Annotated in this window: 21 protein-coding genes and 1 tRNA gene; 10 read left to right on the top strand and 12 right to left on the bottom strand. The window is 68.7% G+C overall.

Annotation, left to right across the window (positions count from 1 at the left end; all coding sequences use genetic code 11):
- The first annotated feature begins 189 nt into the window (after nucleotides 1-189).
- The 3 genes from ITJ40_RS12195 to ITJ40_RS12185 all read left to right on the top strand — a co-directional run bounded on the left by ITJ40_RS12195 (nucleotide 190) and on the right by ITJ40_RS12185 (nucleotide 2533).
- Nucleotides 190-513 carry a hypothetical protein gene (locus ITJ40_RS12195; protein ID WP_012039605.1) on the top strand — a complete coding sequence of 108 codons (324 nt, stop codon included), beginning with the start codon at nucleotides 190-192 and terminating at the stop codon, nucleotides 511-513.
- Between the two features lie 143 nt (nucleotides 514-656).
- Entirely contained in the window at nucleotides 657-983 is a 327-nt protein-coding gene (locus ITJ40_RS12190) for a hypothetical protein (protein ID WP_194667316.1), read from the top strand.
- A 374-nt stretch (nucleotides 984-1357) separates the two neighbouring features.
- Entirely contained in the window at nucleotides 1358-2533 is a 1176-nt protein-coding gene (locus tag ITJ40_RS12185) for a zinc-dependent alcohol dehydrogenase (protein WP_194667315.1), read from the top strand.
- A gap of 86 nt (nucleotides 2534-2619) precedes the next feature.
- Here the strand turns inward: ITJ40_RS12185 and ITJ40_RS12180 are convergent, their stop codons facing one another.
- The 3 genes from ITJ40_RS12180 to ITJ40_RS12170 all read right to left on the bottom strand — a co-directional run bounded on the left by ITJ40_RS12180 (nucleotide 2620) and on the right by ITJ40_RS12170 (nucleotide 5137).
- Nucleotides 2620-3171, bottom strand: coding sequence for an NAD(P)H-dependent oxidoreductase (locus tag ITJ40_RS12180; RefSeq protein WP_194667314.1), 552 nt, complete (start codon nucleotides 3169-3171; stop codon nucleotides 2620-2622).
- A 132-nt stretch (nucleotides 3172-3303) separates the two neighbouring features.
- Nucleotides 3304-4332 (bottom strand): Gfo/Idh/MocA family protein, encoded by a 1029-nt coding sequence (locus ITJ40_RS12175; RefSeq protein ID WP_194667313.1) that lies wholly within the window; start codon nucleotides 4330-4332, stop codon nucleotides 3304-3306.
- Nucleotides 4333-4390: 58 nt separating this feature from the next.
- Entirely contained in the window at nucleotides 4391-5137 is a 747-nt protein-coding gene (locus tag ITJ40_RS12170; RefSeq protein WP_194667312.1) for an SDR family oxidoreductase, read from the bottom strand.
- Between the two features lie 206 nt (nucleotides 5138-5343).
- Between ITJ40_RS12170 and ITJ40_RS12165 the strand changes: the two genes are divergently transcribed.
- Together ITJ40_RS12165 and ITJ40_RS12160 are read left to right on the top strand one after the other, a co-directional pair.
- The gene (locus tag ITJ40_RS12165; protein ID WP_194667311.1) at nucleotides 5344-6450 is read left to right on the top strand and encodes a hypothetical protein; all 1107 of its coding nucleotides are present in this window, start codon (nucleotides 5344-5346) and stop codon (nucleotides 6448-6450) included.
- 32 nt (nucleotides 6451-6482) lie between these two features.
- Entirely contained in the window at nucleotides 6483-7292 is an 810-nt protein-coding gene (locus ITJ40_RS12160; protein WP_194667310.1) for an Fpg/Nei family DNA glycosylase, read from the top strand.
- Nucleotides 7293-7349: 57 nt separating this feature from the next.
- On the opposite strand, the gene ITJ40_RS12155 is transcribed toward ITJ40_RS12160, so the two are convergent.
- The 3 genes from ITJ40_RS12155 to ITJ40_RS12145 all read right to left on the bottom strand — a co-directional run bounded on the left by ITJ40_RS12155 (nucleotide 7350) and on the right by ITJ40_RS12145 (nucleotide 9717).
- Nucleotides 7350-7616 (bottom strand): hypothetical protein, encoded by a 267-nt coding sequence (locus ITJ40_RS12155; protein WP_194667309.1) that lies wholly within the window; start codon nucleotides 7614-7616, stop codon nucleotides 7350-7352.
- On the bottom strand, nucleotides 7613-8059 hold the full coding sequence (locus ITJ40_RS12150; RefSeq protein WP_194667308.1) for a hypothetical protein: 447 nt from the start codon (nucleotides 8057-8059) through the stop codon (nucleotides 7613-7615). Before ITJ40_RS12150 ends, ITJ40_RS12155 begins: the two co-directional genes overlap by 4 nt.
- A gap of 257 nt (nucleotides 8060-8316) precedes the next feature.
- The gene (locus ITJ40_RS12145; protein WP_194667307.1) at nucleotides 8317-9717 is read right to left on the bottom strand and encodes a GntP family permease; all 1401 of its coding nucleotides are present in this window, start codon (nucleotides 9715-9717) and stop codon (nucleotides 8317-8319) included.
- A 193-nt stretch (nucleotides 9718-9910) separates the two neighbouring features.
- On the opposite strand from ITJ40_RS12145, the gene ITJ40_RS12140 reads away from it, so the two are divergent.
- Both ITJ40_RS12140 and ITJ40_RS12135 read left to right on the top strand, forming a co-directional pair.
- Nucleotides 9911-10396 (top strand): FadR/GntR family transcriptional regulator, encoded by a 486-nt coding sequence (locus ITJ40_RS12140; RefSeq protein ID WP_370532046.1) that lies wholly within the window; start codon nucleotides 9911-9913, stop codon nucleotides 10394-10396.
- A 507-nt stretch (nucleotides 10397-10903) separates the two neighbouring features.
- Nucleotides 10904-11995, top strand: a complete 1092-nt coding sequence (locus tag ITJ40_RS12135) for an ImmA/IrrE family metallo-endopeptidase (protein WP_194667306.1) — start codon at nucleotides 10904-10906, stop codon at nucleotides 11993-11995.
- Here ITJ40_RS12135 and ITJ40_RS12130 read toward each other — a convergent pair.
- From ITJ40_RS12130 to ITJ40_RS12120, 3 genes are all read right to left on the bottom strand, one after another.
- Complete coding sequence (locus ITJ40_RS12130) at nucleotides 11979-12965, bottom strand: hypothetical protein (protein WP_194667305.1); 987 nt, start codon at nucleotides 12963-12965, stop codon at nucleotides 11979-11981. The two genes, ITJ40_RS12135 and ITJ40_RS12130, sit on opposite strands and share 17 nt — an antisense overlap.
- Nucleotides 12907-13716 (bottom strand): thymidylate synthase, encoded by an 810-nt coding sequence (locus tag ITJ40_RS12125; protein ID WP_194667304.1) that lies wholly within the window; start codon nucleotides 13714-13716, stop codon nucleotides 12907-12909. The genes ITJ40_RS12130 and ITJ40_RS12125 overlap by 59 nt, the downstream gene beginning before the upstream one ends.
- 837 nt (nucleotides 13717-14553) lie before the next feature.
- Nucleotides 14554-14627, bottom strand: a tRNA-Gly gene (locus ITJ40_RS12120).
- Between the two features lie 82 nt (nucleotides 14628-14709).
- On the opposite strand from ITJ40_RS12120, the gene dcd reads away from it, so the two are divergent.
- Nucleotides 14710-15315 (top strand): dCTP deaminase, encoded by a 606-nt coding sequence (dcd, locus tag ITJ40_RS12115; protein ID WP_015491456.1) that lies wholly within the window; start codon nucleotides 14710-14712, stop codon nucleotides 15313-15315.
- 16 nt (nucleotides 15316-15331) lie between these two features.
- On the opposite strand, the gene ITJ40_RS12110 is transcribed toward dcd, so the two are convergent.
- On the bottom strand, nucleotides 15332-15826 hold the full coding sequence (locus ITJ40_RS12110) for an Lrp/AsnC family transcriptional regulator (protein ID WP_194667303.1): 495 nt from the start codon (nucleotides 15824-15826) through the stop codon (nucleotides 15332-15334).
- Between the two features lie 166 nt (nucleotides 15827-15992).
- On the opposite strand from ITJ40_RS12110, the gene ald reads away from it, so the two are divergent.
- On the top strand, nucleotides 15993-17111 hold the full coding sequence (ald, locus tag ITJ40_RS12105; RefSeq protein ID WP_194667302.1) for an alanine dehydrogenase: 1119 nt from the start codon (nucleotides 15993-15995) through the stop codon (nucleotides 17109-17111).
- A 73-nt stretch (nucleotides 17112-17184) separates the two neighbouring features.
- Nucleotides 17185-17880 carry a hypothetical protein gene (locus tag ITJ40_RS12100; RefSeq protein ID WP_194667301.1) on the top strand — a complete coding sequence of 232 codons (696 nt, stop codon included), beginning with the start codon at nucleotides 17185-17187 and terminating at the stop codon, nucleotides 17878-17880.
- A gap of 281 nt (nucleotides 17881-18161) precedes the next feature.
- Here the strand turns inward: ITJ40_RS12100 and ITJ40_RS12095 are convergent, their stop codons facing one another.
- Both ITJ40_RS12095 and ITJ40_RS12090 read right to left on the bottom strand, forming a co-directional pair.
- Nucleotides 18162-18644, bottom strand: coding sequence for a DIP1984 family protein (locus tag ITJ40_RS12095; RefSeq protein WP_194667300.1), 483 nt, complete (start codon nucleotides 18642-18644; stop codon nucleotides 18162-18164).
- A complete protein-coding gene (locus ITJ40_RS12090; protein WP_194667299.1) occupies nucleotides 18641-20716 on the bottom strand; it encodes an MMPL family transporter in 2076 nt (691 codons plus the stop codon). The genes ITJ40_RS12095 and ITJ40_RS12090 overlap by 4 nt, the downstream gene beginning before the upstream one ends.
- Nucleotides 20717-20764: the final 48 nt, after the last annotated feature.

Genomic DNA, 20764 nt, shown 5'->3' with positions numbered 1-20764 from the left:
GGCCGACCGATTCGATGCCGTCGGCCGGGTCCGTCCATTACCACATGCCGATCCCCCTTCCGGACGAGGCGATGCGAGGCGGCAACGCTGGCATAGTGGGTGGGCACGGCCGAAGCTCAGCGCCGCTCTCTGGCCCCCTCTCCGTCGGCGCGGGGCCCGAGAGCTCATGAGGGGGACACGGGATCGATCATGGGCACGTTCAAGTACGACTCGACGCTGACGGCGGAGTTCGACGACCGCCTGCTCGCGCACCTGCAGCTCGTCATCGGCGCGAAGCTGCGCCGCGGGGAGAACTTCTACTTCTCCTGGCGCGACGACGTGGAGGTGGGCGACGGGCGCACGACCATCTGGATGCACAACTCGCTGCCGCTGGTGTTCAAGTACCACGGCAGCCGCGTGCCGCCCATCAACCGCAAGTGGGTGGATGCGCTCATGACGACGGCGAACAGCCCCGGCGGCCTCCTCATCATGCGGGAGCCCCCGGAGGACGAGCCGCGCGACGACGCGCGCTGATCCCTCCCCGCATCCGCACCACCCGCCCCTAGAGGCGGACGGGCCCACGTGTCAACCCCCACCGTCCCATTGGGGCGGTGTCCGCGCGGCTGGCATCGTGGTGTCCAGGTCACGCGGGCGCGTCACCTTCGGAGAGGGACGCGATGCAGGACACGGGCACCGACGACATGGGTGACCTGGTCCAGTCCTCGGCGAGCGAGTCCCTCCCCGCGCGTCGGGAGGGTCCCGTCCGCAGCCCCACCGAGCAGGCCCGCTTCGTGGCCGGCTACTTCGGCTGGTCCATCGCCGGCGACGCCATCCGCGGCGCCGACGACGCCATCGCCCTCTACATCGAGGACCTCGCGGTCGCGCTCGCCGAGCTGGGCTGGATCTCCGCGGCGGGCATCCACTGGGACCGCCTGCCCTACCGCGAGCGCGACGCCGCCGAGGCGCTGCGCGCGGTGCAGCGCACCCGCGGCTGGGACGTCTGAGCCGTCCTCCACCGGGCATCCGCCGGGAAGGCGCGCGGAACGCTGGGCATTTCCCCGGCTGAGGAGCACACTGTTGGCACGAGGCCGCCGCGGGCTCGGGCGCTTGAGGTTTGTCGAGAGTCCTCCTATGCAGTTCGGACCGTCGTCACCGGCCCTCCAGATCCGCCCCGGTCCGGTCGTGTCGTGGACGACCGACTCCCCGGGGCGGATCGTCTGCGCGCCGGTGCCGTCCTTGCCTCCCGTCTCGCACGCCGCGCCCGGGCGTCCCCGATGGCTGGACGCGGCCTGACCTTCGCTTGGCGGACAGCCCCGGAGGGCGTTGTGTAGAAGGGCGCGTGCCCCACGAGGGCCGCGCCCGAGAACGAAGGAGCACCATGAAGGCACTCACCTGGCAGGGCATCCACGACGTCGAGGTCAAGGAGGTCGCCGACCCCGTGATCGAGCAGGACACCGACGCCGTGATCCGCATCACGTCGACCGCGATCTGCGGATCCGACCTCCACCTCTACGAGGTCTTCGGCCCGTTCCTGGAGAAGGACGACGTGCTCGGCCACGAGAACATGGGCGTCGTCGAGCAGGTCGGCAGCGCCGTCACGAAGCTCAAGGTCGGCGACCGCGTCGTCGTCCCGTTCGTCATCGCGTGCCACGACTGCTTCATGTGCGACAAGGGCCTGTTCACGCAGTGCGAGACCACGCAGGTGAAGGCGCAGGGCAGCGGCGCCGCGCTCTACGGCTTCAGCGAGATGTACGGATCCGTCCCCGGCGGCCAGGCTGAGCGCCTCCGCATGCCGCTCGCCGACGTCAACGCGATCGTCGTGAACAGCGAGCTGCCCGACGAGCGCTACCTCTTCCTCAGCGACATCCTCCCCACCGCCTGGCAGGGCGTGCAGTACGCGAACGTGCCCGAGGGCGGCACGCTCGGCGTCATGGGCCTCGGCCCCGTCGGCCAGTTCGCCTCGCGCATCGGCAAGCACCTGGGCTACCGCGTCATCGCGGTGGACCCCGTCCCCGAGCGTCGCGCCATGGCCGAGCGCCACGGCATCGAGACCCTCGACCTCACCGACGACGTGGCCGACAAGCTGCGCGAGATGGTCGACGGCCGCGGGCCGGACGCCATGGTCGAGGCCGTCGGCATGGAGGCGCACGGCAGCCCCGCCGCCTCGTTCGCGCAGAAGGCCGCGGGCCTGCTGCCCGACGGCATCGCGAAGAAGGTCATGGACGTCGCGAGCGTCGACCGCCTCGCGGCCCTGCACACGGCGTTCGACGCGGTCCGCCGCGGCGGCACCGTCTCCATCTCGGGCGTCTACGGCGGCGAGGCCGACCCGCTGCCCATGAAGTCGCTCTTCGACAAGCAGATCGCGATCCGCATGGGCCAGTGCAACGTCCAGCACTGGATCGAGGACCTGCTGCCCCTCGTCGAGGACCCGGCCGACCCGCTCGGCGTCCTCGACCTCGTCACGCACTCCGTGCCGCTCAGCGAGGCCGCGCACATGTACGAGATCTTCCAGAAGAAGGAGGACGGCTGCATCAAGGTGGTGCTGAAGCCGTAGCCTCCGGGCTCGAACGACGACGGCCGCGTCCCCATGGGGCGCGGCCGTCGTCGTGCGCGGGCGTGCTGCCCGGTCGGTGGGTCGGCTCAGGCGGCGGTCGCCGAGGAGCGCACCGCGTCGAGCACCTCGCGGAGCTGCTCCACGACCTCGGCGTCGTCGGCCGGGTGGCGCTCGGCGAAGCGGATCACCGACTCGGGGATGGCCATCTTCACGTCCTCGAGCACGTGCGCGCCGGCGATGCCGAGCGACTTGCGGGCCTCGTCCTGCGCCCACACGCCGCCGTACTGGCCGAATGCGCTGCCGATCACCGCGGTCGGCTTGCCCGCGAGGGCGGACGCGCCGAACGGGCGGGACGCCCAGTCGATCGCGTTCTTCAGCACCGCGGGCATCGTGCCGTTGTACTCGGGCGTGACCACGAGGAGCGCGTGGGCCGCGGCGATCGCGTCGCGGAAGGCCACGGCGGCGTCGGGCACGGATCCCTCGACGTCGATGTCCTCGTTGTAGAAGGGGAGCCGGTCGAGGCCGGCGTGGATGTCGAGGGTCACGCCGTCGGGCGCGTGGCGCACCGCCGCCTCGGCGATCTGCTGGTTGGTGGAGCCGGAGCGCAGGCTGCCGACGAGCACGAGGACGTGCGTCATGGTGTTCTCCTTCGGGGTCGTTCGGGGTCGGATCGTCTCCGTCGACGTACCGCAGGACGAGGCGCGTGCCTCGCCATCGACCCTAACGACCGTCGTGTGACGGCTCCCCGGACGTGCGCATCCTGGCGCCGGTCAGCGGGCGCCGATGTCCGCGAGGATCCCGTCCATCAGCTCCGCGAGGGCCACGGACTCCGCGTGCGGCATCTCCGCGCACTCGACGACGCCCGCACGGATCGCGTCGCGGGCCGCCCGGAGCATGGGGACGTAGCCGCGGCCCTCGATCGCGTGCTCCTGCCGCTCCGGATCCCCGTCGGCGGGCACGACCGTGAGCGCGCGGGAGGCGAGGAAGAGCGGATCCACCTCGATGCGGCCGGCCGTGCCGCTGACGGTCGCGCCCGTGGGGAGCGCCGCGACGAGCGAGCAGGCGAGCGTGGCGTGGCGGCCGTCGGGCCAGCCGAGCAGGATCGCGACCTCGGTGTCGACGCCGCCGTCGATCACCGTGCCGACCGCGGAGACGGACGACGGCGTGCCGAACAGGCCGTGCGCGAAGGCGAGCGGGTACACGCCCATGTCGAGCAGGGTGCCGCCGCCGACCTCCGGGTCCCAGAGGCGGCCCGTCCCGTCGGTGACGAAGCCGAAGGCGACGGAGATCGCGCGCGGATCCCCGATGCGACCGTCCGCGATCGCCGCGCGCACGGCCAGGTAGCCGGGGGAGAACGCCATCCAGAGCGCCTCGAGGAACAGCAGGCCCTCCGCGCGGGCGAGGTCGACGAGCGCGCGGGTGTCCTCCGCCGTGGTGGTGGCGGGCTTCTCGCAGACGACGTGCTTGCCGGCGCGGAGGGCGGCCTCGGCCTGCGAGCGGTGGAGCGTGTGCGGGGTGGCGACGTAGACGGCGTCGACCTCGGGGTCGGCGAGGAGCGCCTCGAGGGTGTCGTGGATCCGCGCGATGCCGCACGCCTCGGCCAGCGCCTCGGCGCTCGCGCGCGTGCGGGAGTGGACGGCCACGACCTCGACGCCGGGGACGAGCTGCATGTCGGGGACGACCGAGGCCGCGATGCCGGCGGCGCCGATCACGCCGAAGCGGATCGGGCGGGCGTCGCCGCTACCTTCCGCCTCGGGGTCGGGCGTGCGGGCGGGGGCGGGCGGCATCGTCGTCGACATGGATCGAGCGTAGGCGCGGGGGTGCGCGCCCGGCCGGTCCCGCCGGCGGCCCGGCGGATCAGCGCCCGCTGAGCAGCGCGAGCATCTCGTCGTGGCGGCTGTCGCGCTCGGCGAAGCGGAGGCCGTGCACGTCCTGCACGAGGATCTCCTCGTCCTCGGGGCGCGCCTGGAGGATCCCCATGACCTCGTCGAGGAAGTCCTCGAGCGGCAGGGCGTCGGCCGCGTCCTGCTGGCCGGGCATGAGCGCGGTCTGCACCTTGGGCGGCACCAGCTCGATCACCTCGACGGACGTGTCGGCGAGCTGCGCGCGGAGGCTCTGCGTGTACGAGTGCACGGCGGCCTTGGTGGCGGAGTAGGTGGGCGTGGCGGGCAGCGGGACGAACGCGAGGCCCGACGAGACGGTCATCAGGGTCGCCTCGTCGCTCGCGAGGAGGCCGGGCAGGAAGGCGTCGATCGTGCGGATGGTGCCGAGCAGGTTCGTCGTGACGACGGCCTCCGCGGTGGGCTGGTGCGCGGGATCGAGCAGGTCCTCCGTCTGCATGATGCCGGCCGTGGTGATCACGACGTCGAGGTCGGGATGGCTCGCGGCCAGCTCGTCGCGCGCGGCCGTGATGGAGGCGGGGTCGGCGACGTCGAGCACGACCGAGGCCATGCCGTCGTGCTGCGCGGTGATCTCGTCGAGCAGCTCCCGGCGGCGGCCCGCGACGACGACGCGGTTGCCCGCGGCGTGGAACCGCTCGGCGAGCCCGCGGCCGATGCCGGAGGTGCTGCCGGTGATGAGGACGGTGCGGCCGGTGATCTTCATGGGGCTCCTTCGCCGCGGTGGCGTGCGGCAGTCGGGACGGGCTTCGGGTTCGTGGGTCGAGTGTGGCCCGTCGCGCGTGCGGTGGCGGCGGGCGCGCGGGGATGCGCGGAGGATCCAGCGGGAGTTCACGTGGGGAGGGACGGCGGGGCTCGAACGGGGGCCAGCGGCGGGACGGGCGGGTGGCGTCCGGCCGATAGCTTCGAGGGATGAGCGGACACGGCACGGACCAGGCGCCATCCGGCGCGAACGCATCCCGGCCGGGGAACGCCCTGCTCATCATCGTGCTCGCCCTCCTCGGGGCGGGCACCTTCGTGCTGCTCTTCGCGGGGATGTTCACCCGTTTCGTCGACGTGCCGGACGAGCCGCCGATCTTCCTCCTCGTGACGCAGATGACGACCGGCGTCATCGCGCTGAGCTTCGCGATGTCGATCGGGCTCGTCGTCGTGCAGAGCCCGTCGGCCCGGATCGCGGGAGCCACCGGTCGTCGTCCTGTGCGGCTCATCGTCATCGTGGGCATCACGGCCCTCGTCACGGTGGCGCACGTCGCCTCCGCGGTCGCGGCGGGCGTCGCGCCCCTCGTCGTGGCGGGTGCCCTGCTCGGCATCCTCGGCGTGGCGACGGCCAGCTGGATCCTCGGTGCCCGAGCAGGCGCGACGCTGGACGAGCGCGAGCGGGCACGCGCGGAGTCGGGCCTCCCGGACTCGCCCGACCTCGGCTGGACGCCCGAGGTGATCCGCCGCAAGATCCGCATCGTCGTCGTCACCTTCGTCATGGCGCTCGCGGTCAGCAGCGTCCTCGCGGTCGTGCTGGCGCTGACCGATGGCGACGGACCCACCGAGAAATGGACCTTCGTCGTCCAGCTCTCCTTCACGGCCGCCGCGATCGCCTGCATCGCCGTCGCCTTCCCCGCGCAGCTCTCGGTGAGTCCGATCGTCCGCGGGCTCGACATGGCGGATCGCAAGGCCATCAACCGCCGCGTGACCGGCAAGGCGAACACGCTCTCGCCGGACCTCGAGTGGCGTGCCGCCCGGGTCGCGGCAGTGATGCGCGTCTCGCAGCCCTTCCTCCTGGCGCAGACCGCGCTGGTCTTCGTCGGGATCTTCGTGCCGACGATCGCGCGGGGTGGGCTCGACACCTGGCTGCTCGTGCTGCTCGTGGTCCTGACGGTCTTCTTCATCGGGATGATCCCGCTGATCGTCCGGCAGCACCGCGCTCTGAAGCGCTTCGCGGCCGAGACCCGTGGCCTCGCCCGGTCGGGAGGGCCGGTGGAGGAGCAGGAGGACGCGGCGACGCGCTCGCCATCCGACGCCTGACCCCCTGTTGGCGCCCCCGCTACCGTCGAGCCATGCCCGAGGGTGACTCCGTCTTCGTCCTCGCCGCCCGCCTCCGCGCCCAGGTCGGCGGGGCGCTCATCGCCGACGGGGAGCTCCGGTCCGGCGCGCGGGCGGGCGCGCGGCTCGACGGCAGGCGGATCACCGGGTTCGACACGCACGGCAAGCACCTGCTCATGCGGCTCGACGACGCCACCACCCTCCACACGCACCTGCGCATGCAGGGCTCGTGGACGGTCACCGGTGCGGGCAAACGGGTGCCCGCGCGGATCCAGCACCAGGTGCGCGTGCGCCTCCGCCTCGACGACGGCCGCACGCTCTGGGGCGTCGACCTGCCCGTGGTCGAGCTGATCCCCACCCGCGACGAGCGCGCGGCCATCGGCCACCTCGGTCCCGACCCGCTGCGCGACGACTGGGATCCGGCGCTCGCCGTCTCCCGCCTCGCGGCCCGCCCCGACGAGACGATCCGCGCCGCCCTCCTCGACCAGCGCCCCATGTCGGGCCTCGGCAACCTCTGGGTCAACGAGGTCGGCTTCCTGCGCGGGGTGCACCCGGCGACGCGGGTCAGGGACGTGGACCTGCCGCCGCTCGTCGACCTCGCCGCCCGCGCGCTCCGGCACTCGGCGACGGTGCCGGCCGCGTACCAGATCACGTCCGGCGATCCCCGCCGCGGCCGCACGCACTGGGTGGTCGGCCGCGCGGGCCGGCCGTGCCTGCGCTGCGGGACGACGGTGCTCGGCGTCGACGATCCGGGGAGCACGAGCGAGCGCGGGCGGCGGGCGTGGTGGTGTCCGCGTTGCCAGCCGGTGGTGCGGGCCGCCTGAACGCGGCGGCCCGCGCCACCCGGGCTCCGGAGGGACGTGCCTCCGTGTCGCGCGGCGTCAGCCGCGCTTGCGGGCGACCGCGGTCACCGCGTCGCCGATGGAGGTGCCGGGGTGGCTCTCGCGGTAGGCGCGCACCTCCTGCGGGTCGACGTCAGCCTCCGGCCTGACCGGCACCCGCCCGAGCACGGCTCGGCCGGAGAGGAACGCGACGGCCAGGGCCACCACGATGAGGAGCATCCCGAGGATGCGATCGACCGCGAAGAAGGTCACGACCGCGAGGAGGGTCAGGAGGATCGGCGCGAGGGCCCGGAACCAGCGGCTCATGAGAAGCACTGCTCCTTGATCTGGGTGACGCCGATGAGCTCACCCGCGAGGGCGGCCGCGGCACCGCCGAGGGCCTGCACCTTCTCATAGGAGAAGCTCGCGCCCCACATGATCTTGGCGGCCTCCGTGACGCCGCCGAGCGACTTGATCAGGGCCTTGATCTTGAGGATCTTCGCGGCGGGGAACGCCGTGGACGCGATGACGGTCGCGATCGCCGCGCCGCAGCCGAGCACGCTGGCCTGCGTGCTCACCATGCCCTCCGGTGCGGTGTTCGCGGGAGCGTTCGCGGCCAGCCACTGCTGCGTGGCGGCGTCGCCCTGGTGGAGGACGTCGTCGGGGATCTGCTCCACGAGGGCGAGGCCCTGCTCGAAGTCCCGGAGCTGGGCCTCCGACGGCGCGCTCTGGCCGGTGGATGCTGCGGGAGCCGATGATGCGGCTGCCACGGCGGGACTCGCCCCGCCGAATGCGAGGGCCACTCCCACAGCACCGCTGAGCAGGAGGGCTGACATCTGATTCTTGCGCTTCATCTTCCTGGGTCCTCTCGGATCGGAGTCGGACGGTCGAGCTGATCAGCGCTCAACACGCTAGCGACCGGACGGCTCCTTCTCCACAGGCTCTGACGGCATACCCAGCGAAGGGCGTATCGCCGTGGTACGAGGCCAGCCTCCCGGGCCGCCTCCCGGAAGGCGGGGGCGCCGCGTCACGCCAGCGACGCCACCCCGAACACCGCCGCCGCGATCGCGAAGCCCATGACGCCGATCGCGGTCTCCATCACCGTCCACGTCTTGAGGGTCGTCTTCACGTCCATCTCGAAGAAGCGGCCGACGAGCCAGAAGCCGGAGTCGTTCACGTGGCTCGCGACCACGGATCCGCCCGCCACCGCCACGACGAGCGCCGCGACCTGGAACGCGTTGAAGTCGCCCGCGAGGATCGCCGGGGAGACGAGGCCCGCGGCGGTGGTGAGCGCGACGGTCGCGGACCCCTGCGCGACGCGGAGGATCGCCGCGATGAGGAACCCGGCCAGGATGATCGGGATGCCGAGGTCGCCGAGCACGTCGGCGAGGGCGTCGCCGATGCCGCTGGTGCGGAGGACGCCGCCGAACATGCCGCCGGCGCCGGTGATGAGGATCACGGAGCAGACCGGGCCGAGCGCCGACTCGAGCGTCTTCTCGAGCGCCGACTTGTCGATCCCGCGGCGACGGCCGAGCACGAACGCCGCGAACAGCAGCGCGATGAGGAGCGCGACGGGAGTCTCGCCGATGGTGCGGAGCACCTGGTACCAGGCCTGGTCGCTCGTGCCCTCGGGGAGAAGGCCGCCGGTCGATGCGGCGTTGAGGCCGGTGTTCAGGAAGATGAGGAGCAGCGGGAGCAGCAGCACGGCGAGGACGGTGCCGAACTTGGGCGGGTTCGACTCGGCGTGCGCGTCGGCCTCGCCCATGAGCGAGGGGATCGGCAGCACGAACTTCTTGCCCGCCCACAGCCCGTAGAGGTACGCGGTGACGTACCAGGTGGGGATCGCCGCGATGAGGCCGACGATGATCACGATGCCGACGTTCGCGCCGAAGAACTCGGACGCCGCGACGGGGCCGGGGTGCGGCGGCACGAAGATGTGCATAACGGAGAAGGCGCCGGCCGCGGGGAGGCCGTAGCGGAGCACGCCGCCGCCGAGGCGACGGGCCACGGAGAAGACGATGGGCAGCATCACGACGAGCCCGGCGTCGAAGAAGATCGGGAAGCCGAAGATGAGCGACGCGACCCCGAGCGCGAACGGGGCGCGCTTCTCGCCGAATATGCGGATCAGCGTGTCGGCCAGCGTCTTCGCGCCGCCGCTGGTCTCGACCAGGCGGCCGAGCATCGCGCCGAGTCCCACGAGCAGCGCGACCGTGCCGAGCGTGGAGCCGAAGCTGCCGACGAGCACGGTCACGATCTGCGAGGTCGGGATCCCGGTGGCGAACGCGGTGGCGAGGCTCACGAGGATCAGCGCGACGAACGCGTGGATGCGCAGCGTGATGATCAGGATCAGCAGCACGGCGATGGCGCCCGCGGCGATCAGGAGGAGCGGACCCGCGGTGAGGGTCTGCGTCCAGTCTTCGATGGTCATGGGTCTCCGTTCGGCTGGGCGGATCCGTGGATCGCGTCGCGTGCGGCGACGCCCGGCCGGGGAGGTGGGCGTCGGTGCCTGCGTGGGGCGGGCGGCGGTGGGGCCGCTCGCGGTGCTTCTACACAACACCCGGGGCCGCGTGCGCGTCCTCTAGGCGCTGGCGCTCCTCGTCTCGAAGCGCCGCGTGGGCCTCGTGGTGCAAGGCCTCGGCCATTGGAACGTCTACGGCCCGCGCATCATCCGCTGGCGCCTCAACGGCCCCGGCCGCTCGGACCAGTTCCGCTCCCTCACCCAGCTGAGCCGCGCGGTCGAGCCGGTCGCGGCGTCACTCTCTGCGCGTGACGCAACTGATGCGCAGCACACGCGCATCGCCGAGCTCGCGGTGGATCTCCGCCGCTTCGGCGAGGCCAGCGTCCTCGTCGACTACCTCGCCGCCGACATCGAGTTCCACCACCTGATCCTCGTGGCCAGTGGCATCGACATGTTCTGCGCCCTCCGCGAGGTGATCACGGAGGTCCTCAGTGGTCGCACGCACCAGGGGCTGATGCCGCGGACGCCGAGGCCGCATCCGCTCGACACGCACGAGCAGGTGGCGCACGCGATCCGCGACGGCGATGCGGCGACGGCAGAGGCGGGGATGGCGTGGTCGTTGGCCGAGGTCAGTAGCGCGGTCTCATAGATATATCGTTCGGCACCCCAAGAGACAGATCGCAAGGAGTTGTGAGCTAAAAGACCTCGCCAAAGAAGAACTGCTGACTGCAACACTCGGAGCAGTTCGACGACGTATGCTGTTCTCAACCGAACGGCCCTAGCCGTCGACTCCCCTGACCGCGGCGTGATCCACTGGGGCAGCAGAGGGGACGTCTATGGAGATTAGTTTTAAGGATAGTCAGCTTCGGCGACAGCTCCTACATCCAGATGTAGGGGATTGGAGTTCATTCGAGGCTTTTGAAGAAACCACGTCCTTGATCGCAGACATAATTGCCGCGACGTCCTTAAAAGAAGTACCTGTGGGTGTTCCAGACCTCAACCACATTGACGTGGGTAATTTTCGAATGGATACGGGAAGGGAGGGATTTGTGGTCTGTTGCGTGAATCACGTACCTATCAGAACCACAGCCGACGGACACCCTGATTGGCATCGCATTAGCAGGATTAAAATCCTTGCTTGGGAGGTAAAGCGCGTATGACTCTGAACTCTGCTTTAGCAACTGAACCGCATTGGGTCTCTGCACCTGGCTCGACAGTACGTAAACTAATGGAGTCAAGAGGTTTGACTTGGGAGAGTCTAGCTGACGCATTGGAGCTCAGTGATCCTCAACTGCGCCGACTCATTAACGGTGAATTGACGATCACCTCCTCGCTCGCAAACAAATTGGCGGGCGCGTTAGGGTCGACCGCGCATTTTTGGGAATCACGAGAGTCTAATTACCGTGAATCAATGAGTTTATTGGCGGCGGACCAATTGGCTCAAGATTCCCCTATGGAATATATGGTTCAAAAAGGATGGATCGAGGGCACAACGGAGTGGGCTGCTCGGGCCCGGTCGCTACTCGCGTTTTACGGCGTTAACACGACGGACGAATGGGTCCGCACATGGTCCTCACGTTTAAAAGAGGCAAACTTTCGGACCTCACCAACGTTTGAGTCACATGACCTCTCAGTTTCTGCCTGGCTCCGCTGTGCAGAGATAAAAGCGAATCAGCTGAACCTTTCTGCTTGGAGTCCGTCAGGCGTTCGCGCGGTGCTGCCTCCGCTCCGGCGCCTATCACTGCTTAGCAATCCGCAAAAGTTTGTACCGCAAGCTCAAGCGCTACTTGCCTCCGCTGGAGTTGCGCTGGTGATATTGCCGGCGACACCGGAAAACAGGCTTAGCGGGGCTGCCTTTGTCGCGCATGATCAGCGGCGCGTGATCGGGCTGACCGGGCGGCATCTTTCGGAGGATCATTTTTGGTTTACATTATTTCACGAGATAGGTCATCTCCTACTCCACGGCGATGCCGGCGATTTCCTAGATACCATGGATCCGGCGGATGCGGACTCGCTTGTTGAGCACGAAGCCAATGAGCACGCTCGCTCTATACTCATTCCATCTGGGCTCGGTACTTTATCAGAGGGACGATTGACCACTCGCCGAGTCGTTGCTTTCGCTGCCAGTCAGGGAATATCGCCTGGCCTTGTTGTCGGGCAACTCCACCACGCAAAGATAATCCGTTACAATCAAATGCAGTATTTAATTCGGAGATATCGCTGGGACGGCGCTATGCTGAAAATCTGACGTACGACGTCGGGCTTTTCTGCCAATTACATATAGCGTCTTCTAAGACGTCGGGAGAAACGGAAATCTCACGACCTAAGTTAGCCAACTCTGCCTGAAGCTCACGCGCATTCCCGACCGTAGGGTCTCCACGGAGCAAGAGGCGTGCGCCGGATAACGGTCCGGTAGCGCCAATGAGGTAAGAATGTGGCGGGTTGACGTCGACCAATTTCAGCTTTGCAAGCATGGTTAGGTAATCAAACCGGGCAATTCGCCCGAACTGAATCACGGAACTTAAAGACTTGTACATCGTGTCAAAAGTGCGCTCGGGACTAACTTGCTTCAGGTCCGCAAATCGTTCCGAATGATCGCCGCCTGGCTCGAGAACCCATTCGACATAGCTTTCCACGGCAGCGCCGGTTCCTCGATCCCCGAGTGCGTCGAGGCTTACATACTTGCGGTGGTTTCCAAAGCCGCGAGGCCCTGCTTCCTTTGAGTACTCAGCTTGGTGATCGTGTAACCAGTACCTAAAGCTTGCAGGGTCCTCGGCTGTCCGATTCCACGTCCACCATTCGGTTGGACCGGATCCAAATGCACCATACGTATCGCGAATGTATCGCCAACCGGCGCGGCGATGCTTACCAAAGTGAACATACATGTAAACAAGCCAGACCGCTTCGTCGAATCTTCCAGCCCTATTGTGAATTATCGCAGCTTTTAGTGGATCGAACTCGGGCAGCCGCGGATCTGTTGCGCAAGGATCGAGGTCACGAAGGAGGAGGCGGTCGGTATACAGAACACGCTGTTCGCTGTCAATAATTTGCTGTATTAATGCATCGCGGAGCTCAGGAGAACTTAGTCCTGGGAGTTCGGCGGTGACCTCTGCGTATTTCGTGAGGGCTGCGTCGATCCGCCGCCAATCATCTATGTAGTTATTTCGAACCACGCTGCGCCTCCAAAATGTGCATTCTGTCACGAACAGATGCTGCATACGGGCTACCTTCAAGCTGAATTTGCAAACTCTTCAACATCTGAAGATCTTGTGTTTTATAGGCACTCCAGCTTCTCAAGACCAAAGCTAACTGATTCCAGTAATCGGGCGCGTGTTCATCTATGGGCGCTGAGCCGCTGGCACGTAAGCTGCGCTCTAGTGACAATATCCACGCAACCATTGCCCATGGATCGGTTTTGGGCATAGCTGGCATTGGTGTATCCATGAAGGCGCCCTCTTTTAGGAACGCACGAGCCTCATCCTCTTGGTCGCTATAGAGGTGCAAGCTTCCGACCACGTGTTTATACGTTCCAATTTCTAGGCTTAGGGTGCTGGCAATGAGCTCCTGGAGGAACGTGAACGAGAAAACGTCATGTAATAGTCCGAACATGACATCATTTGATCTCATGTATACAACTAGTTCAACCTTGCTGTCTCTTACGAAGAACTGCAAAGTACAAGTGCAGGGGACGTCCTTCGCGTTTCCCAAAAGATCGGACCGGTCGAAAAGTTGCACGACGGCTTTTCGCGTGGTTGGGCTAGCCCTCAACTGATCGATCACTCCCGCTACTTGAGCCCCCCTCCCTGGCCCGAATAAGCGAGGACCATAGGATCCGCTAAAGTCCCCGACGTTTTCGGAATACTTAGGGAGATAATATGAAATATGCTCTGGGTCAGCGCTGCCGGACAGGTACCACGTAAGTTCTCCGAGCGCGCTAAAGAGGCGACCGCGGCTTGCGCTGCGGCTCATACGTGCGCGAGGGTTTGTAAGCTCAAGGGAAACGCCTCGAAGTTCTGTACTTAGGCCGCGAGTCGTACTTATGACCTCACCCGCTCTAAGCAAGTGTGAGATACAGGCGCCCATGACGTCATCTAACGATTGCTCTGTTATGGCAAGCACCGTTTATTCCCTTATGTGTCAGTCAAACTGTTGGTGCCACCGTATTGGCTACGAACGTTTTTACGTCCCAGCTAAGGCGAATCCGCTTTTTCAGAACCTGTTCTGTGGGTGGCGTCGTTTATATGGTTAAGTAGTTGATGCGCCGAGCGCAACCCCTTAACTCACATGGCCCCACAATTGGGGGCAGCTGGGGTCGAAAGGTGTCGTCGAATGGTTGGAACCGCGCCAAGTTGCCGGTTAGTGTTTACCTGTGATCATCATGCAAGAAGTGACTCCCCATCGGCTAACGTTCGAAAATTCCCGAAGCGGTTATACCTTCAATGCCTGGCGGCAGGACGAACGGGAGGTGTGGGTAGTGTCTCGGCATGGGGCCGGGCCGAGTATCTACGCGGAGGTTTGGGGGCGCGCTGAGCTAGAGGAAGGGCAGTGGCAAGGCTATGCGGGCAACATGCCCGACACTCGGGCAGCGGCTTGTTCCTCGCTGGAGGTTGCTTTTGCATGGATCACTAACGATCGAGCACCTCAGTAGCCGCATGGGTTGGATGTTCGAGGGCGAAGTGAGGCTTTGTCGCCGAGTGCGCAGGACATCGCTTTGCCCATAGGACCCCGACGTGAGCAATGGGACTTCAACTCAGCCAAGGATTTCGGACATGTGCCGCGGGTGAACCGAGTTGAAACGTTCGCAGATGGAGCGAGTGACGGGAATCGAACCCGCGCTATCAGCTTGGGAAGCTGAAGTTCTACCATTGAACTACACTCGCGCGACCGGCCGGGAGCCGGGTCGAGACCACAGCCTAGCAAGAGTCCGGCCGGGCGCCACCCAGCCCCCGGTAGGCTCCTGCCGTGCTCCTCTCCGACCGTGACATCACCGCCGAGCTCGACGCCGGACGAGTGGCCCTCGATCCGTACGACCCCGGGATGCTGCAGCCCGCGAGCATCGACGTGCGCATCGACCGCTTCTTCCGGCTGTTCGACAACCACAAGTACCCCTACATCGACCCCGCCGAGGACCAGCCCGAGCTCACGCGCCTGATCGAGTCGAAGCCGGGGGAGCCGTTCATCCTGCACCCGGGTGAGTTCGTCCTCGGATCCACGTTCGAGCTGGTCACGCTGCCCGACGACGTCGCCGCGCGCCTCGAGGGCAAGAGCTCGCTCGGTCGCCTCGGCCTCCTCACGCACTCCACCGCCGGCTTCATCGACCCCGGGTTCTCCGGCCACGTCACGCTCGAGCTGTCGAACGTCGCGACGCTGCCCATCAAGCTCTGGCCCGGGATGAAGATCGGCCAGCTCTGCTTCTTCCGCCTGTCGTCGCCCGCCGAGAAGCCCTACGGATCCGGCGAGTACGCCTCCCGCTACCAGGGCCAGCGCGGCCCCACGGCTTCCCGCTCGTACCTCAACTTCGTGCACACGGACGTGACGGTGACGGACGCGGGGCAGCCCGGGGAGTAGCCCGCCGTCTAGCGCGCTAGGCCCCCGGATCCCCCACCGCCGGCCCCGAGTAGTGGTGGTCGAAGACCACGCTGGTGCGGGTCGACGCGACGGCCGGGTGCGCCGACAGGTGCTTCAGGACGAAGTCGCGGAGGTGGTCGCTGTCGCGGACGGCGATGTGGACGATGAAGTCCTCGGATCCGCCGAGGAAGAAGAGCTGCACCACGTCGGCTAGCTCCCGCATCTCGGACGCGAAGGCGGCCATCTCGTGGCGGGCGCCCGCGCGGATCGCGATGCTGATGAGCGCCTGCAGGCCCACGCCCACCGCATCCGCGTCGATGGTGGCGGTGAACCCGGTGATCACGCCGCGCTCCACGAGGCCGCGCACCCGGGTCACGCACGTCGACGGCGCGATGCCCGCCTGCTCCGCGAGGCGGCTGTTCGGGGTGCGCGCGTCGGCCCGGAGGAGGGCGACGAGCTTCCGGTCGACCGCATCCAGCGGCTCGGGCGTCCGCATTTCCTTCGTCGGCATCGCTCGACCAGCCTTTCACGCCGCAGGATCGCACCGGATGAGGCGACCGCGCCGACGATCCTACGGAGTTCACGCGCTCGAAACGCACGATGGCCACCATGAGTCTCGCCCTCCCGCATCGCTGCCGCCGGCCGCACCTCGCGGGGAGACGAGACGGAGCACGCGCATGAAGGTCGGGATCCCCACCGAGATCAAGAACAACGAGAACCGGGTCGCCGCGACGCCCGCGGGCGTGCACGAGCTCGTGCGCCGCGGCCACGAGGTGCTCGTGCAGGAGGGCGCGGGACTCGGATCGAGCATCACCGACGCCGACTACGTCGAGGCGGGCGCGACCATCGTCGCCACGGCCGACGAGGTGTGGGGCGCGGCGGATCTGCTGCTCAAGGTCAAGGAGCCGATTCTCGAGGAGTACCCGCGCATGCGCCCGGGCCAGACCCTCTTCACCTACCTGCACCTCGCGGCGTCCCGGCCCTGCACGGACGCGCTCGTCGCCTCCGGCACCACGGCCATCGCCTACGAGACGGTGCAGCTCCCGAACCGCCAGCTGCCGCTCCTCCAGCCGATGAGCGAGGTCGCCGGCCGGCTCTCCACCCAGGTCGGCGCGTACCACCTGATGCGCGCGGCCGGCGGGCGCGGGATCCTCCTCGGCGGCGTGCCCGGCACCCCGAAGGCGCGCGTCGTCGTGATCGGCGGCGGCGTCGCGGGCGAGCACGCGGCCGCGAACGCGCTCGGCATGGGCGCGGACGTCACGATCATCGACCTCTCCATCCCGCGCCTCCGCGAGCTCGAGAACCGCTTCGGCGGGCAGGTGCAGACGCGCGTCTCCTCGGCGTACGAGATCGCAGCGCAGCTGAAGGACGCGGATCTCGTGATCGGCTCGGTCCTCATCCCCGGCGCCCAGGCCCCGAAGCTCGTGACCGACGCGATGGTCGCCACCATGAAGAAGGGCTCCGTGCTCGTCGACATCGCCATCGACCAGGGCGGCTGCTTCGAGGGATCCCGCCCCACCACGCACGACGACCCCACCTTCGACGTGCACGACAGCGTCTACTACTGCGTCGCCAACATGCCGGGCGCGGTGCCGGAGACTTCCACGCGCGCGCTCACCAACGCGACGCTGCCGTACGTGATCGCGCTCGCGGAGAAGGGGTGGAAGCGGGCCCTCGCGGAGGATCCGGCGCTCGCCCTGGGCCTGAACGTCCACGACGGGCACGTGACGAACTCGCACGTCGCCGCCGCCCTCGAGATGCCGCTGACGCCGGTCGCGGACGTGCTCGCCGCCTGACGCCCGCCCGGCCGTCGCGGGATCGTGACCCCGCGACGGCCGGATCCGCCCGCATCCCTGGCAGGGTCGATGCATGACCTTCAGCTACGCGCCCGAACCCGACACCAGCGCACCCCGCGAGCGCAAGACGTTCAACGGCGTCGGCCTCGCCGCGCTCATCGTGGGCGTGCTGTCGCTCATCGGCTCCGTGATCCCGATCCTCAACTACGTGTCGGGCTTCCTCGCGGCCATCGGCATCGTGCTCGGGATCATCGGCCTGATCCTCAAGGACCGGCCCAAGGGCATGGCGCTCGGGGGCCTCATCGCGAGCATCGTCGCGCTGATCCTCTCGATCGTGCTCGCCATCGTCTACACGGCAGGCATCGTCACGGCCATCACGGGCGCGGTGCGGGAGTCCGAGGCGCGGTCGTCGGCGGAGGCGTCCGACGAGCCGCGCGTCACGTACCAGGTGGAGGGCTCGGGCGGCACGGTCACCGCGGGCGTCCTCTGGACCACCTCCGTCGGCGGCACCGCGGGATCCGAGCAGGCGTCCGACCAGCCGCTCCCGTTCAGCCGCGAGGTCGTCATCCCGGACACCACCGACTTCGACATGGCGGCGTTCTCCGTGAGCGCGGTCGCGAGCGTCGACCCGACGGTCTCGGCGGACGGCGACATCACCTGCCGGATCCTCGTGGGCGACCACATCGTCACCGAGCAGCGGGCCGAGGGGGACGGCGCCACGGTCACCTGCACCGCCACCGCGGAGGACCTGCGGGACCTCGCGGACTGATCCGCTGAAAAAGGCCGCGCAGCGACGCGGCCGCGCATGACGTCGGGCCCGGCGCGCATCGCACCGGGCCCGCATCACGCGGGGGCGAGGTCCCCGAACCCTCCCTCGTCGTCCGACCGGCACGTGGTGGTGAGCTGTACCCGTGCACCGTTCCCGGTGCGAGGTGCGGGGCTGACGTGTGCTCGGCTCTCGCCGGGTGCGCTGCCCTCCGCGCCACAGGGGATCAGGTTGCCCGCTGATCCGCCGGGGTGTGCCCGCTCCGGACGACTACCGACTCGCCCCTACGCCTCCTCGACCAGCTCGACCTCCCAGTTCGCGCGCTGGATCCTGGCGTCCAGCTCCCGCAGCTCCTTCGCCGCGTCGTCGGCCCGGTCGCGCACCTCGCGGATCGGCAGCGCGGCGATCAGCCGCAGCTCGCTCCGCAGCTGGCGCTGCGCGTACACGCCCGCGGCGACGCGTCCGGAGGCGGCGTCGGCCGCGGCCGTGAGGATCCCGTGCCGCGTCCGTAGGGCGTCCCGCCGGGCGAGCGCGGAGGTGAGCGGCGTGCCGTCGTCGAGGCGGGCGGCCGTGTTCGTGAGGTTGATCCGCGTCACGAGCGCCGCCAGCAGGTCGACGGCCTCGCCCGCCTCCGCGAGCAGCGCGGCTGCGTCCTCCGCGGGATCCTCGCCCTCCTGGTACCGGGCGCTCGCCTGGATCCTGTTCCGCAGCGACTCGATGCGCCTCTGCAGGTCGGACCGTTCCATCAGCGCCTCGGCGAGTCTCATGCGTCCACCGTCTCACGGTGCCGCGCGCCGCGGTGCGACGGCCACCAGAACCGGTCGCCCAGCAGGAAGACCAGCGCCGGCACGAGCAGCGTCCGCACCACGAGCGTGTCGAGGAGCACGCCGATGCAGACGATGACGCCGATCTGCGTGAGCGCCACGACGGGCAGCACGCCGAGCACCGCGAAGACCGCGGCGAGCAGGATGCCCGCGCTCGTGATCACGCCGCCGGTGGATGCCAGCGCCCGCACCATGCCCTCGCGCGTGCCGTGCAGTCGCCGCTCCTCGCGCGCCCGGGTCACGAGGAAGATGTTGTAGTCGACGCCCAGCGCCACCAGGAAGAGGAACGCGAACAGCACCACGTTCGCGTCGAACGCGGGAAAGCCGAGCACCTGCTGGAAGAGCACGTTCGCGGCGCCGAGGCTCGCGAAGAAGGTCGCCAGCACGCTCGCGATGAGGAGCACCGGCGCCATCAGCGACCGCAGGAGCAGGCCGAGGATCACGAACACGATGGCCAGGATGATCGGGATGATCAGCCCCTGGTCCCGCTCGGACGAGGCGGCGGTGTCGGCGGCGGTCGCGTCGCTGCCGCCCACGAGGGTCGTGGACTGCTCGCCCGGCGCGGCGGCGTAGGCGTCGCGGAGGTCCTGCACCGCGGCGAAGGCCGCGGCGCTCTCAGGCTCGGCGTCGAGCTGCACGTCGATGCGCGTGCGGCCCTCCGCCGACTCGCCCGCCCGGGCGCCCGCGACGCCGGGGACGGACTCGGCCGTGGCGACCGCGTCGTCGGCCACCGCGTCCGGCGCGAGCACGACGGTCTGCGCCGTGAGGCCGGCGGAGAACGAGGCGTCGACGACCTCCTGGGCAGCGACCGACTCGGGGTCGCCGAGCAGCTGGTCCGTCTGCGACAGGCCGACCCGCGCGCCGACGAGGCCGAGCGCGAGCACGCCGACGCCGGCGAGGGCGACGACGGCCACGACCGCGGGGCGACGCCGGACCCCGAGGCCGAGCCGCCGCCACACGCCCGGCTTCCCGCCGTGGTCGGCGTCGGTCCCGGCGCGCGGGATGAACGGCCAGAAGAGGCCGCGCCCGCAGACCACGAGGGCCGCGGGCAGCACGAGCAGGGCGGCGGCGATCGCGATGAGCACGCCGATAGCGCACGCGAACCCGAGCGCGCGGTTGCCGGAGAGCTCGGCGAGCAGCAGCGTGATCAGGCTGAGCGCGACCGTGCCGCCGCTCGCCGCGATGGCGGGCCCCGCGCTCGTGACCGCCGTGAGCATCGCCGCGTGGCGGTCCTCCTGGCGCGTCAGCTCCTCCCGGTAGCGCGCCACGAGCAGCAGTGCGTAGTTCGTGCCGGCGCCGAAGACCAGCACCGAGAGGATCCCGCCGATCGAGGCGTCGATGGTGATGCCGAGCGGATCCGCGAGGGCCGTCACGACCACGCGCGCCAGGCCGTCGGCGGCGCCGACCACGACGAGCGGGACGATCCAGAGCACGGGGCTCCGGTACGTGACGATGAGCAGCACCGCGACCACCAGCACCGTCACGAGCAGGAGGCGGAAGTCGGCGCCCGCGAACGCGTTCGAGATGTCGGCCTGGAAGCCGACCGGGCCGGTGAGTTGAGCGACCAGCCCGTCCGGGAGGCCGTCCGATGCCGTGGTGCGGAGGGTCGCGGCGGTCCCGGCGACGTCGTCGGCGACCGCGGACGCGTCGAGCGGCACGGCGACGAGCGCCGCGCGGCCGTCGTCGCTGGCCTGCGGCACGACGGCCTGCGGGGCGATCGAGTCGGCGGCCAGGGCCTCGGCGCGCTGCGCGATCGCGGCGGTGTCGGCGTCCGTGAGCGCGGCGCCGTCCCGGCTGAAGACGAGGATCCCCACGGTCGTGTCGGCGCTCGGGAACCGCTCGAGCAGCTCGCTCACCTGCTTCGCCTGGCTCGAGTCCGGCAGGCCGGAGGGCGGGAAGGCGTCGGCCTCGCCCTTCGGCAGGAAGGCGAACAGGGCGGCGACGGCGGCGACCGCGATGACGAGCGCCATCCAGGCGGTGCGGCGGGCGCTGACGAAGCGGGCGATGGATCTCACAGGTCCTCCAGGGGTGCGGTGATAGTCAGCCTACTGATGATCAAGCGG

This window comes from Clavibacter sp. VKM Ac-2872, assembly GCF_015351105.1.
In the GTDB taxonomy this organism is placed as follows: domain Bacteria; phylum Actinomycetota; class Actinomycetes; order Actinomycetales; family Microbacteriaceae; genus Clavibacter.
This window is presented reverse-complemented; position numbering and strand designations above follow the sequence as displayed.